The sequence below is a fragment of the Photorhabdus namnaonensis genome, from assembly GCF_001684335.1.
GTDB lineage: Bacteria > Pseudomonadota > Gammaproteobacteria > Enterobacterales > Enterobacteriaceae > Photorhabdus > Photorhabdus namnaonensis.
Window position 1 is genome coordinate 62,183 of the sequence record NZ_LOIC01000061.1, and the last position, 16,525, is coordinate 78,707.

Genomic DNA, 16,525 nt, shown 5'->3' on the forward strand with positions numbered 1-16,525 from the left:
GAAAGAAAGAAGGGCAAAACATTTGTGATGATTGTTGAGAATGGCAGTTTTCAAATAACTATACCCTATGGATTTCAAGATGTGTCGCGACGGCAAGCGAGCGAATCCCCGGGAGCATAGGAAACTATGTGACCGGGGTGAGTGAGTGCGGCCAACAAAGAGGCAACTTGAAAGACAACGGGTATAACAGATTCGTTGAGGTAGTAAGTATATGAAAGATAGCATGGCTAAAAAGGAAATTATCTTTGACGCTGGATTAGAACAAGTACCGTCAGAAAAGGTTGGTGATGACCTATCTGTTCAGAAACTTAATTTGTTGTCAGAAGCTGAACGCACACTGCTGTTGAAAACTTGGAACGCCACTGAAATCGTCTATCCCGGCCAGTTAGGTATTCATCAGTTGTTTGAACGACAAGTGGAGAAAACCCCGACAGCCACAGCGTTAATAGCAAGGGATAAGGCCCTGAGTTATGCGGAATTGAATATTCGCGCTAACCGACTGACTCATCAACTGATTAAACAAGGGGTTGGCCCGAATGATCATGTGGCAATCCTGTTAGAGCGATCTATTGAATTGGTGGTGGCTCAATTGGCTATTCTCAAGGCGGGGGCGGTTTATGTCCCTATCGATCCCGGAGCGCCGAACGAGAGAAAAAATTGGCTGATAAACGATTGTTTAGCTAAATTGTTGCTCACCAGTGCAGAAGTGGATATTCCGGCTGATCTGGATGTTCCGCTAATTCATCTCTCTGATGAGACAGACGTGAGCAAGGAGGTGGGTTTTAATCCTGACTTACTTTGTGCCAGTACCGCGCCAGCGTATATTATGTACACCTCCGGCTCGACTGGCACCCCTAAAGGGGTGATCGTGCCTCACCGTGCTGTGGTCCGGTTGGTTATTAATAATAGCTATGTTGAAATTGAACCCAATGACCGAGTTGCCTTTGCGGCTAACCCGGCATTCGATGCCAGCACCTTTGAAGTCTGGGCCCCTTTGCTCAATGGTGGGGCGCTGGTAGTCATTGACCACACGACTTTGTTGACGCCACAGGAATTTGTACAGGCATTAGACCGTTATCGAATTAATATCTTATGGTTAAGTGTCGGTCTGTTTAACCGGCTGGCGGCGGAGTTGTCCCCAGTGTCGCCACAATTGAAAAGCTTAATTGTCGGCGGCGATATCCTTGATCCTCATGTGATTGCCCAAGTTTTACGTAACAACCCGCCTCAGCAGTTATTGAATGCCTATGGACCGACCGAGGGCACTACCTTTACCACCACATACCGGATTGAAGCTTTAGCCACAGGAACAACCAATATCCCTATTGGTCGACCCATTGCCAACACGCGGGTTTACTTACTGGACGCGCAGGGCCAGCCGGTGCCATTAGGAAGGGTGGGCGAGATTTATGTGGGAGGCGACGGGGTAGCCTGCGGTTATCTCAATCGCCTTGAATTGACCGCTGAACGTTTTTTGGTTGATCCATTTAGTGATGTACCGGATGCGCGGATGTATCGGACCGGCGATTTGGCCCGTTATCTGCCGGATGGCAATCTCGAATTCCTTGGCCGCAACGATCAACAAGTGAAAATTCGGGGCTTTAGGATTGAGCCGGGGGAAATTGAAGCCTGCTTGGTGGAGTATTCGACAGTACGTGAAGCGGTGGTATTGGCGTTAGGCGAAGGGCAGAACAAGCAGTTAGTTGCTTATGTACTGGCAGAGTCGGATAACGAATTGCCTACTCACTTGCGTGAACATTTAACTGAGCGGTTGCCTGATTATATGGTGCCGGTGGCCTTTGTGCGTCTGGATGAATTCCCGCTAACTCCCAATGGCAAATTGGATCGCCGGGCATTGCCGACACCGGGTGAAGACGCCTTTGCTCGTCAGGTTTACTCCGCACCGCAAGGGGAGCGGGAAATTGCATTGGCGACTATTTGGCGCGAGTTACTGGGTATTGAACAGATAAGTCGATATGACAGCTTCTTTGCCTTGGGTGGTCATTCACTGCTCGGCATACGTATGATTGAACAGCTACGCCATTTAGGGCTGACATTGGCTGCCCGCGATCTGTTTCAATCGCCAATATTGGCGGAGTTGGCCCAAACATTGGGACAGCATCAGATTATGGCAGTGCGGCCGAATGTCATTACCCCGGCGACCACTGCATTGACGCCAGCGATGTTGCCGCTAATTGATTTGACTCAACCTGATATTGATCACATCGTCGAGCAGGTACCGGGTGGAGTGGTCAATATTCAGGATATTTATGCGTTGTCACCGTTGCAGGACGGTATCTTGTTTCACCATCTGCTAGCGAAAGAGGGTGATCCTTACTTGCTGGCCTATCCAATGATCTTTGCTGACCGTGGTTTGCTAGACCGCTATTTATTTGCGGTACAACAGGTGGTTGACCGCCATGATATTTTGCGTACCGCGTTTATCTGGCAAGGATTATCCATTCCGGCGCAGGTGGTTTGGCGTCAGGCGCCGTTGTTAGTGACTGAATTGAAGTTAAACCCGACTGACGGGCCGGTCAGTGACCAACTGGCGCAACGTTTTGATCCGCGGCAACACCGTTTCGATCTAAATCAGGCGCCGTTGTTGCGCTTTGTGATAGCACAGGAAACCGATGGTCGCTGGTACGTATTGCAATTACAACATCACCTGATTGGTGACCATACCACGCTGGAAGTGATGAACCGCGAAGTTCGGGCCTGCCTTGACGGACAGGGTGATAATCTACCGGCGCCGGTACCATTCCGCAATCTGGTGGCTCAGGCTCGGCAAGGGGTTGACCAGACAGAGCATCACCGATTTTTCACCGACATGTTGGCAGAAGTGGATGAACCGACATTACCGTTTGGGCTGACCGAGGTTCATCGTGATGGTTCTCAGGTCACACAAGCGCACCGGATGCTGTCTCCCACACTGAATGACCGCCTGCGTGCTCAAGCGAGACGTCTGGGTGTCAGTTTGGCAACCCTGTGTCATCTGGCTTGGGCACAGGTGTTGTCGCGTACCAGTGGACAAGAGAAAGTGGTGTTCGGCACTGTGCTGTTTGGGCGCATGGCGGCGGGGGAAGGGGCTGACAGCGGCATGGGGCTGTTTATCAATACCTTACCACTACGGTTGGATATCGATGATACTCCGCTACAGGATAGCGTCAGGGTGGCGCATACCCGATTAGCTGGATTGCTGGATTATGAGCATGCTTCATTGGCGCTGGCTCAACGTTGCAGTGGAGTACAGGGAGGCACGCCGCTTTTTAGTGCCCTGTTGAACTATCGGCATAATGAGCAACCGATGATCCCGCATGAAACGATGCCGGGTATTGAATTTCTGGGCGAACAGGAACGGACCAACTACCCGTTTGTCCTGTCAGTAGAGGATGGCGGCGCCACATTGGGGCTGACTGCACAGGTGGTACAACCGTTTGATTCAGAACGGGTATGCGGTTATATGCAACAGGCGCTGGAAAGTCTGGTGGATGCCCTTGAACTCGCGCCGGAAACGCCGGGACGGATGTTAAACGTTTTACCTGCGTCGGAACGCACATTATTACTGGAAACCTGGAACGCGACAGAAACACCTTATCCTGAACAACTCTGTATCCATCAGTTGATTGAACAACAGGTAGAGAAAACGCCAGAAGCCACTGCACTGGTGTCTGAAAATCAGACGCTAAGTTATGAACAACTGAATGCCGGCGCTAACCGGCTTGCCCATCAACTGCTTGCCTTGGGTATCGTGCCAGATCAACCGGTGGCGATTTGTATGGCAAGCTCACCGATGCGGGTGATAGCGGTGCTGGCGGTGCTGAAAGCGGGTGGGGCCTATGTACCGTTGGATCCGGCTTATCCGGGAGAACGATTGTCGCATATCTTGAACGATGTAGCTCCGGCTAGGGGGTTGAAAACAAGGGGTTTGAAGACAAGGGGATTGAAAACAATAGTGCTGGTGGACAGTACCGGGCGGGCCGCATTGGGTGAGCAAGCGCTTGCGGGGCTGACGGTACTAGACCCGAATATCTTACCTGACCAGCCGGACAGCAATCCGCAGGTTCTTTCATTGACCTCTCGCCATCTGGCCTACGTGATTTACACTTCTGGATCGACCGGCATGCCCAAAGGGGTGATGATTGAACATCGTGGGTTGGTCAATCTTATCCGGGATAAAATCAGCCGATTTGACATTCGCCCTGCTAGCCGGATGTTACAGTTTGCTTCATTTGGCTTTGATGCTGGAGTCTGGGAAATCATGATGGCGTTAGGCAGTGGAGCCAGCCTGATTATTCCTGACGAAACCGTTCGTCAAGACCCGCGTCGTCTCTGGCATTATCTGGAAGAACAATCGGTGACGCATGCCTGTTTGACCCCTGCTTTGTTGCGAGAAGGGGGCGATTTGCCAACGATAACCATAAAACCAACATTGATATTGGGCGGTGAGGCCCCTGGCCCAGTGCTACTGCGGGCGTTAAGTCATCAAGCAACGCTATTTAATGCCTATGGCCCGACAGAAATTACCGTCTGTGCCGCCAGTTGGCGTTGTCCGTCACACTATACTGATCTATTGGTTCCCATCGGACGCCCGACGGCGAATACGCGTATTTATCTGTTGGATAACTACGGCCAGCCAGTTCCATTAGGCGCGGTGGGGGAACTCTATATTGGTGGGGATGGTGTCGCCCGTGGCTATCTCAATCGCCCTGATCTGACCGACGAACGTTTTCTGGCTGACCCATTTAGTGATGCTGCCGATGCCCGGATGTACCGGTCCGGGGATTTGGCGCGCTACTTGCCGGACGGCAATCTGCTGTTTGTTGGCCGTAACGACCAGCAGATTAAAATTCGTGGTTTCCGTATTGAGCCGGGTGAAATTGAAGCTCGATTGGCGGAACATCCTATGGTGCGCGAAGCTCGGGTCGTAGCTTTAGGGGATGGGCAGGATAAGCGTTTAGTCGCCTATATCGTAGCCGAAGCGGATAGCGGACTGGCGGCCAGTTTGCACACCCATTTGAGTGCTATATTGCCTGATTATATGGTACCCACGGCCTTTGTGCGTTTGGCGGCTTTCCCGCTGACGCCAAATGGTAAGTTGGATCATCGGGCATTACCGGCTCCAGGGGAGGATGCCTTGGCCCGTCAAATTTATGTCGCGCCACAAGGGGAAATGGAAATTGCAGTGGCGGCTATCTGGCGTGAATTGCTAGGCGTTGGGCAGATCGGCCGACATGACAATTTTTTTGCCTTGGGCGGACATTCCCTGTTGGCGGTGAGGATGGTAAACCGCATCGCTGCTTTCGGTGCCGATCTGCCGTTGGCCTCATTGTTTATGTTTCCATCACTGTCTGCGTTTACCGAGAAAATCTGTGCGCAACGTCATGCGGGCAATGATAAATTGCCTGAAATTAGGCCAATATCCCGTGATAGTGTCTTGCCCTTATCGTTTGGTCAACAGCGTCTGTGGTTTCTGGCGCAATTTGAGGGGGTGAGTGATACCTACCATGTTCCGACAGCCCTGCGTTTACGTGGTCGGCTAAACCTTTGTGCCTGGCAGCAAGCCCTGAATCGCCTGTTTGCTCGTCATGAGGCGCTACGTTCCGTCTTTATCACCGTTGATGGTCAGCCGCAGGTTGAGCTGTTACCGGCGGAATTTGGTCTACCGGTGAAAAAATACGATTTGCGTAAAGCATCTAACGTGAACGAACAATTTAAGCGTTTGTGTGCACAGGAAGCTAAAACGCCGTTTAATCTTGCTCGTGGCACCCTCATTCGTTGCGCACTGATCCAACTGGCCGATGAAGAGCATATATTCTTACTGACTCAGCATCATATTATCTCCGATGCTTGGTCTTTAAAGATACTTGAATCAGAACTGGTTGCACTTTACGCGGCTTGTCTAAATCAACAGCCTGATCCGTTGCCGCTATTGACTATTCAATATCCTGATTATGCGGCTTGGCAGCGGCAGGTATTTTCTGGTGAAGGAGTAAAGGCGCAGAGTGATTACTGGCGCCGGACGTTGGCAGACGCACCGGTATTGCTTGAGTTGCCGATAGACAGACCTCGACCCTTCCAACAATCGTTTACCGGCGGTCGGGTAGCGGTGCGCATTGATGCTCCGCTGGTACAGGCGCTAAAACATCTGGGACAACAGCACGGCGCCACACTGTTTATGACACTGTTAACCGCTTGGGCTGCATTGCTATCGCGCTTGTCCGGGCAGGATGATGTCGTCATTGGTATACCAAGCGCTAACCGCAATCTGCGGGAAATTGAACCACTGCTTGGTTTCTTTGTTAACACATTGGCGTTGCGTATCGATTTATCCGACATGCCGGATGTGGCCACATTATTGCGTCGTGTGCGACAGACGACACTGGGAGCGCAGGAGCATCAAGATCTGCCTTTCGAGCAGGTGGTAGAAATTGTTCAACCGCCGCGCAGACCGGAGCATACGCCACTGTTTCAGGTAATGTTTGCCTGGCAGGAGAATGAAACAGAGGAATGGCAATTATCGGAATTAGCAGTAACGCCATTCGAGTTGGAATACGATATAGCGAAATTCGATCTGCAACTGGAGTTAACGGAAAAAGCAGGCGAAATTGTCGGAGAGCTGAACTACTCTTCGGCCCTGTTCGACCATGAAACCATCGAAAGGCAGGTGGGTTATTTGCAGGCCATATTGCGGGCAATGGTGAACCAGCCTCAACAACCTGTCATGGCTATCGACATTTTGTCATCCGCGGAACGGGAGTTGTTGCTGGAGAATTTGAATGCGACCGAAGAACCGTATCCTACTCAGGTGTGTGTTCATCAGCTATTTGAACAACAGGCAGAAAAGACCCCGGATGCCATAGCAGTAATCTATGAAAACCAGACGCTCAGTTACGCGGAACTGAATGTCCGCGCCAATCGGTTAGCCCATCAGCTTATCGCCTTAGGTGTAACGCCGGATCAGCGGGTGGCGATTTGTGTGACACGCTCACTGGCGAGGATAATCGGGTTGTTGGCGGTGCTGAAAGCGGGCGGAGCCTATGTGCCGTTAGATCCTGCCTATCCCGGTGAACGTCTGTCTTATATGCTCACTGATGCGACACCGGTTATTTTGATAGCGGATAATGCAGGGCGGGCAGCGCTAAGTGAGGACGTGTTGGCGACGCTGACGGCGCTCGATCCGAATACCTTGCCGGAGCAGCCAGATAATAACCCGCAAATCTCTGGATTGACCCCACAGCATCTGGCCTATGTGATTTACACTTCCGGTTCCACCGGCAGACCAAAAGGCGTGATGATTGAACATCGTAGCGTGGTTAATTTAACACTGACACAAATTACCCAGTTTGATTTTTGCGCTGCCAGCCGAATGTTGCAGTTTGCTTCATTTGGTTTCGATGCCAGTGTCTGGGAAATCATGATGGCGCTGAGCTGTGGGGCCATGCTGGTTATTCCTACAGAAACAGTGCGGCAAGATCCACAACGCCTCTGGCATTATTTGGAAGAACAAGCGGTGACCCATGCCTGTTTGACACCGGCTATGTTTCATGATGGCGCCGATTTACCGGCGATAGCGATAAAACCGACATTAATATTTGCAGGAGAAGCGCCGAGTCCCGCGTTATTTCAGGCACTGTGCCGCCGGGCCGATGTGTTTAACGCTTATGGGCCGACGGAAACCACCGTGTGCGCGACCACTTGGGATTGCCCGCCAGATTATACCGGGGGACTCATTCCCATCGGCAGCCCGACCGCCAACAAACGTCTCTATCTGCTGGATGAACACCGCCAGCCGGTCCCATTGGGCACCGTGGGAGAATTGTATATCGGCGGCGTTGGGGTAGCGCGTGGTTATCTCAATCGCCCTGAATTGACCGCTGAACGTTTCCTGAATGATCCGTTTAGTAATGAGACGGATGCCCGAATGTACCGGACAGGAGATTTAGCCCGTTACCTGCCGGATGGCAATCTGGTCTTCGTTGGCCGTAATGACCAACAGGTTAAAATCCGTGGTTTCCGCATTGAGCCGGGAGAAATTGAAGCACAACTGATTGAACACCCTGCGGTAAGTGAAGCGCTGGTATTGGCGTTAGGTGACGGACAGGATAAGCGTCTGGTGGCTTATGTGGCGGCGCAAGTGGATGAGGAGTTGGCAGCCAAACTACGTGAACACCTGAGTGATATTCTGCCTGACTATATGGTACCGGCGGCTTTTGTGCGTTTGGATGCCTTTCCGCTGACCCCTAACGGTAAGCTGGATCGCCGAGCACTGCCCGCACCGGGGGAGGATGCCTTTGCTCGTCAGGTCTATGAAGCGCCGCAAGGGGAAATTGAGATAGCGTTAGCGGCTATCTGGCGTGAATTACTGAACATTGAGCAGATTGGTCGCCATGACAGTTTCTTTGCCTTGGGCGGTCACTCGCTGTTGGCGGTCAGAATGATTGAACGTTTACGACGTATTGGGTTGGGCCTATCAGTGCAAACGCTATTCCAGCATCCGACATTAAGTGTATTGGCCCAATCTTTGGCGCAGCATCGTGAAATTAGCGTGCCTGATAACGGTATTACCGCGGATACGATGGTGCTGACGCCAGCCATGTTACCGCTGATTGATCTGACTCAAACTGAAATTGATCGCATTGTTGAGCAAGTACCGGGTGGAATTGCCAATATTCAGGATATTTATGCCTTGTCACCGTTACAGGATGGCATTTTATTTCACCATTTATTGGCAAATGAAGGTGATCCCTATCTACTGATCACTCAACAGGCTTTTGCCGATCGGCCCTTACTTGGCCGTTATCTGGCGGCGGTTCAACAGGTGGTTGACCGCCATGATATCTTGCGTACCGCTTTTATCTGGGAAGGATTATCTGCGCCGGCTCAGGTAGTTTGCCGTCAGGCGCCTTTGTCAGTAACGGAATTGACGCTCGATCCAGCGGATGGGCCGATAAGTGACCAACTGGCTCAACGTTTTGACCCGCGCCGACACCGTATTGACCTGAATCAGGCACCGTTATTACGTTTCGTTGTAGCACAGGAGAGCGATGGCCGTTGGATTGTATTGCAATTGCTGCATCATCTCATTGGCGACCATACCACGTTGGAGGTGATGAACAGCGAAGTACAGGTCTTCCTCTCTGGGCGAATAGACGACGGGCGAATGGACAGCCTGCCTGCGCCGGTCCCGTTCCGTCATTTAGTGGCGCAGGCTTGGCAGGGAGTCAGTCAGGCAGAGCATACTCGTTTCTTTACCGACATGTTGGCTGAGGTGGATGAACCGACGCTGCCATTTGGGTTGGCGGAAGCACATCATGATGGCTCACAGGTGACGGAATCTCACCGAATGTTGCCGGCAGGACTAAACGATCGCTTGCGTGGTCAGGCGCGGAGGTTGGGCGTCAGTGTGGCGGCGCTGTGTCATTTGGCGTGGGCACAGGTATTGTCGCGTACCAGTGGTCAGCAACAAGTGGTGTTTGGCACCGTGTTGTTTGGACGTATGCAGGCGGGTGAAGGATTTGATAGCGGCATGGGGCTATTTATTAACACCTTGCCGTTGCGGTTGGATATCGATCATACCCCGGTGCGGGACAGTGTACGCATAGCACATAGCCGACTGGCGGGATTGTTGGAGCATGAACACGCTTCACTGGCGCTGGCGCAACGTTGCAGTAGCGTAGCCAGTGGAACGCCGCTTTTCAATGCGCTGTTGAACTATCGCCATAATACTCAGCCGGTAACGCCGAATGAGATCATGAACGGTGTCGAATTTCTTGGCGCACAGGAGCGGACTAACTATCCATTTGTCTTGTCGGTAGAAGATGAGGGGTCTGATCTGGGACTGACAGCGCAAGTAGTGCAACCGTTCGATCCAGAACAGATATGCGGCTATATGCAACAGGCATTGGAAAGTCTGGCGGATGCCCTTGAGCAGACGCCTGACATGCCGGCACAGCGGTTAGAAATTCTGCCGGCGACTGAACGCATATTATTGTTAAAAACCTGGAACGCCACTGAAACAGCCTATCCTGAGCAGTTGTGCATTCATCAACTGTTTGAACAGCAGGTGGAGAAAACCCCACATGCCACGGCGCTGGTGTGTGAAGAGCGGTCTCTCAGTTATGCGGAATTGAACGCTGATGCTAACCGATTGGCGCACCAACTTATTGCTCTGGGTGTGACGCCGGATCAGCGGGTGGCGATTTGCGTAGCAAGCTCACCGGCGCGGATAGTGGGGTTGTTGGCGGTGTTAAAAGCGGGAGGCGCTTACGTGCCATTGGACCCTGCCTATCCGGGTGAACGTCTGGCTCATATTTTGACTGATGCTGAACCGATTATTTTATTGGCTGATAGCGTTGGACGTTCAGCCTTAGGCGAGCAAATACTTGCGAGGCAGACTCTCCTTGATCCGAATTCATTACCTGATCAACCGGATAGCAACCCACAACTGCCTACATTGACCGCCCGTCATCTGGCGTATGTGATTTACACTTCCGGCTCGACCGGCACGCCAAAAGGGGTGATGGTTGAACATCGTGGTTTGGTTAATCTTATCTGGGATAAAATCGCCCGATTCGACATTCTGCCTGCTAGCCGAATGTTGCAATTTGCCTCATTTGGCTTTGATGCCAGTGTTTGGGAAATCATGATGACGTTATGCAGTGGCGCCACACTGGATATTCCTGTTGATACTGTTCGTCAAGATCCCAATCTTCTCTGGCATTATCTGGAAGCGCATGGGGTAACACACGCCTGCCTGACTCCGGCCCTGTTGCGGGATGGAGCTGATTTGCCTGCGATAACGATAAAACCCACATTAATATTGGGAGGTGAAGCGCCCAGTGCGGCGTTGCTTAGGGCGCTGGGCGGCAAGGCAACGGTATTCAATGCTTATGGCCCGACAGAAATCACCGTTTGTGCCACGAGCTGGCGTTGCCTATCAAACTATTCAAGTTACTCAAACTGTGGGGATGAACTCATTCCTATTGGGCGCCCGACAGCCAACACTCGTATCTATCTGTTGGATGCCCTCGGCCAGCCGGTGCCGTTGGGAGGCGTAGGTGAACTCTATATTGGTGGCGTCGGTGTAGCGCGTGGCTATCTCAATCGTTCTGCATTGACTGATGAACGTTTCCTTGCAGACCCATTTAGTGAAATGGCTGATGCCCGAATGTATCGAACCGGCGATCTGGCACGCTATTTGCCGGATGGCAATTTGGTGTTCGTTGGCCGTAATGACCAACAGATTAAGATCCGTGGTTTCCGAATTGAGCCGGGGGAAATCGAAACCCGGTTGACAGAGCATTCCGCTGTGCGTGAAGCGTTAGTACTGGCCTTTGGTGATGGTCAGGACAAACGGCTGGTTGCCTATGTGGCGGCGGCAGAGGATGACGGGTTGGTTAACTGCTTGCGTGAACACTTGAGCGAGTTGTTGCCTGATTACATGATACCGGCGGCTTTTGTGCGACTGGAGGCTTTTCCGTTGACGCCTAACGGCAAGCTGGATCGCCGGGCGCTACCCGCGCCGGGGGAGGAAGCCTTTGCCCGCCAGATTTACGCCGCGCCGCAGGGAGAAACCGAAACCGTACTGGCTGATATCTGGCGTGAATTATTGGGTATTGAGCAGATCAGCCGGTACGACAGCTTCTTTGCTTTGGGCGGCCATTCGTTGCTCGCGGTACGCATGGTTGAACGTCTGCGTAACTTGGGATTAACGTTGGCGGTACGTGATCTGTTCCAATCGCCGGTATTGGCTGCACTGGCGCAAACATTGGGGTTGAATCAGGCGGAAAGCGTACCGGCGAATGTCATTACACCGGCTGCCACGGTGCTGACGCCGGCAATGTTACCGCTGATTGAGCTTACTCAAGCTGAAATTGATCACATTGTCGAACAGGTACCGGGCGGGATAGCCAATATTCAGGATATCTATGCGTTATCGCCGTTACAGGATGGGATCTTGTTCCACCATTTGCTGGCAGACGAAGGCGATCCTTATCTGTTGGCCGGTCAAATGGCCTTTGCTGATCGGAAGCTGTTAGATCGTTATCTGGCGGCGGTTCAGCAGGTGATTAATCGTCATGACATCTTGCGGACTGCCTTTATCTGGCAAGGATTATCCGTGCCGGCACAGGTTGTCTGCCGTCAGGTGCGATTGTCGGTGACGGAACTGATATTAGATCCGGCTGACGGGCCGATCAGCGAACAATTAGCGCAACGTTTTAACCCACGCCAATATCGCCTTGATTTGGGGCAGGCGCCGCTGTTGCGCTTTGTGGTGGCACAGGAGAGTGATGGCCGCTGGATTGTGTTGCAACTGATGCATCATTTGATTGGCGACCATACCGCGTTGGATGTAATGAGTCATGAAGTTCAGGCATACCTTGACGGGCAGGAAAGCGACTTACCTGCCCCGGCGCCATTCCGCAATCTGGTGGCGCAATCCCGGTTAGGGATGAGTCAGGCGGAACATACCCGTTTCTTTACTGAAATGTTGTCCGAGGTGGATGAACCGACATTACCGTTTGGCTTGGCGGAGGTCCGCCATGATGGCTCGCAGATGACCGAATCGCACCGGATGTTAACCCCTGAATTAAATGATCGCTTGCGTGGTCAAGCTCGGCGGTTGAATGTCAGTCTGGCGGCGCTGTGTCACTTGGCTTGGGCACAAGTGTTGTCGCGTACCAGCGGACAGAAGCAAGTGGTATTTGGCACCGTGTTGTTTGGACGCATGGCGGCGGGTGAAGGGGCTGAAAATGGCATGGGACTGTTTATCAATACCTTGCCGCTCCGTTTGGATATGGATGATACCCCGGTGCGAGACAGCGTACAGGTAGCACATCACCGGCTGGCGGGATTGCTAGAACATGAATATGCATCACTGGCGCTGGCTCAACGTTGTAGCGGAGTGCAAGGGGGAACGCCGCTGTTTAGTACCTTGTTGAACTATCGACACAACGCGTCGTCGTCGACGTCGAATGAAATCATGAGCGGCGTCGAATTCCTTGGTGCACAGGAGCGGACTAACTATCCGTTTACACTGTCGGTGGAAGATTTTGGTGAGGCATTGGGGCTGACTGCGCAAATCGTCCAGCCGTTTGATGCCGAACGGGTGTGTGGCTATATGCAACAGGCGCTGGAAAGTTTGGTCGACGCGCTTGAACATGCCCCGGAAACTCCGGTTCGGCAGTTGGAAGTATTACCGGCGGACGAAAGGAAACTGCTACTAAAAATCGGCAATGGCTTGCAAACGGCCTATTTCGACCCGTTGTGCATTCATCACCTGTTTGAACAACAAGTGGCGAGAAATCCTGAAGCTACAGCATTGATATACGAAGAACAAACCCTCAGCTATGGGGCATTGAACGCGCTGGCAAACCGACTGGCTCATCAATTAATTGAACTCGGGGTAGAGCCTGATCAGCGGGTGGCGATTTGTGTCACGCGTTCACCGGCAAGAGTGGTCGCGTTGCTGGCGGTACTGAAAGCGGGCGGCGCTTATGTTCCTTTGGACCCATCTTATCCGGGTGATCGGTTGGCTTATATGCTTACGGATGCAGCGCCGTCAGTGGTACTGGCGGATAACGCGGGCCGTACCGCGCTAGGCGAACAGGCGCTTGCCGCATTAACTGTGCTTGATCCAACGATCCTACCTGATCAACCGGATAACAACCCGCAAGTTCCTGAACTCACTTCACGACATCTGGCCTATGTGATTTACACATCTGGTTCTACCGGCACGCCGAAGGGGGTGATGGTGGAACACGGTGGCTTGGTCAATCTGATTGGGGAGAAAATCACCCAATTTGACATTCGCACGGATAGTCGGCTATTGCAATTTGCCTCATTTGGCTTCGATGCCAGTGTCTGGGAAATCATGATGGCTCTGTGTGGGGGAGCGATACTGGACATTCCGGTTGATATGGTTCGTCAGGACCCGCTGCGCCTGTGGCGTTATCTGGAAGAGCGGCGGGTAACGCACGCTTGTTTAACCCCGGCTCTGCTACGGGATGGGGCCGATTTACCGGCGATAGCGATAAAACCCACTTTAATACTGGGCGGAGAAGCGCCCAGTGTGGCGTTGTCGCAGGCACTACGTGGTCGGGCAACGCTGTTTAATGCTTATGGCCCGACAGAAATTACCGTCTGTGCAACCTGTTGGCGTTGCCCGCCAGACTATACGAAGGTGCTGATCCCTATAGGACGCCCGACAGCGAATAGTCGTATTTATCTCTTGGATAATCACGGCCAGTTTGTGCCGTTTGGGGCAGTGGGAGAATTGTATATTGGCGGCGTCGGTGTCGCGCGAGGCTATCTCAACCAGCCTGATTTAACAGCTGAACGCTTTCTGGCAGATCCATTCAGTGATGAACCGGATGATCGCATGTACCGCACTGGGGATTTGGCCCGTTATTTGCCAGATGGCAATCTGGTGTTTGTGGGGCGTAACGATCAGCAGATTAAAATTCGTGGCTTCCGTATTGAACCGGGTGAAATCGAAGCGCGGTTGACGGAGTATCCTGCGGTGCGAGAGGCGATAGTATTGGCGTTAGGCGACGGTCAGGATAAACGTCTGGTGGCTTATGTGGCGGCGCCAGAGGATAACGGGCTGGCAGGCCAATTACATCGTCATTTACGAGCTTTATTGCCTGACTATATGGTACCGGCGGCGTTTGTGCGTCTGGACGCCTTTCCGTTGACTCCGAACGGCAAGTTGGATCACCGGGCATTGCCAACGCCTGATCAGAACGCGTTTGCTCGCCAGATCTATGAAGCGCCGCAAGGGGAAACAGAGATCGCCTTGGCGGCTATTTGGCGTGAATTACTGGGGGTTGAGCGGATTGGTCGGCATGACAATTTCTTTACCCTCGGTGGACACTCGCTGCTCGCCATGCGGATGATCAATCTGGCCGCGGAGCGGGGGTTAATTTGCTCGCTAAATAATCTGTTCCAATTCCCGGTACTAGAGGAACTGGTGGCGGAGATCACCTCAGATCCGCTGTCTCAGTGGCAAATCAGCGCCATACCGGTACGACCGGATGGCACCGAGCCGCCGCTCTTCTTCGTACCGAGCGGCATGGATGATTACTCATATGTTTTCGGGCTGGCGCAGCATATTCAGGCGGATTACCCGATTTATGCGCTACCTTGGCCGTCTATCAATGAGGAACAGGTATCGACCATTGAAGCGCTGGCCGCCAGAATGATCACCTTTATGAAAGCAGTGCGACCAGAAGGCCCGTATCGGATATACGGCTACTCTTCCGGCGGCATACTGGCTTATGCCATTGCTCAACAACTTTTGCATGCCGGAGAGACAGTTAATTTCTTGGGGCTAATTGATACGCCTGCTCCTCACTGTTTCAAGACACGAGTCGATCAACCTAAACTTCAATTCCTTGCTGAATTGGCAAGGCAGTCAGTGGATGAGTATCCTCAAGAGATTGAAGCGTTGCATCAGAAAATGGATGAACTGACTTTAGTGCAATTTATTGCGGCCGCGCAGGAGCTGGAATTATACCCATCAAATCTGCGCCCTGACTTAATTGCCAAACGTTGGGTACAGATGGGAAATTATGTCCAAATGGTCAAGGATTATCAGCCGAAAGCTCTGGCGATAACGCTACATCAATTCTATGCAATGGAATCTTATCCGCAGATCCCATTTGTCACCGATGTTGCGCTACAGTCTGTAACGATGGAGCCATCGTTAGGTTGGGAACAGATAGTTCCTGACTCTTCGTTACAGTTAACCTCGGTTCCGGGGGATCATTTTAGTCTGATGGAAGATAGTGAAAATAAAACTGTTTTGGCTAAGACCTTAAGTATGGCGTTGGCCATGAATTGTGAAGCGGAGGCGCTGTAATGCCGGTGATATTGTGCGGTGAAAAGTTGTAATTAGTAAATAACTTGTCCGGTTAAAGGTTTTCATAATAGCCGGACAATCTTACTGAATATAGGCACCGAATGTTAATCATTTCGGTGCCTTATTTTTTTATGAAGACCTACATCTGGCGCTAGCGGAGAAATCCTATTTTTCAGCATTGCCTACGCTGGTAAACAACGCTTACACCATTAAATATTTCCACCACCCGTACCGCTTGAATGTTGAATATAATGGGAATTATTTGCTGTCATTTGACTACTTATAATCTTATTAGATTGAAAATAATTCGGCATGCTTCTATCCTTATAAAGTAGAAGATTCTCTGTGAAAGTGTGAGTAATATCAGTTGTTATTAATTCATCGTGCTAGACTATTCTGGTCTGCGTGACTGAATTTATTCTCATTCGCATTAACTTAAGTCGATGATCATGCTTTTTTTACTTGTTTCATTAAATTTTTTACCTGTTGCGCCGTAAGGGTGAAAATTGTCTTGGTTGTTGTTATTAAACTTAACTTATTGAAAATTAAATATAATTTAATATTTTATCATTGGTTTTACCTATGTAAATAATATAACCTATCTAGCGATTAATATTATTAAAATAAGTTCAATTTTTATGAAAATAAATTCAATTTCGT

At 51.4% G+C, this 16,525-nt stretch carries 1 protein-coding gene; it reads left to right on the forward strand.

Features of this window, described 5'->3' with window-relative positions; genetic code table 11:
• Positions 1 to 211: 211 nt before the first annotated feature.
• Positions 212 to 15,865 carry a non-ribosomal peptide synthetase gene (locus tag Phpb_RS10495; protein ID WP_065390288.1) on the forward strand — a complete coding sequence of 5,218 codons (15,654 nt, stop codon included), beginning with the start codon at positions 212 to 214 and terminating at the stop codon, positions 15,863 to 15,865.
• Positions 15,866 to 16,525: the final 660 nt, after the last annotated feature.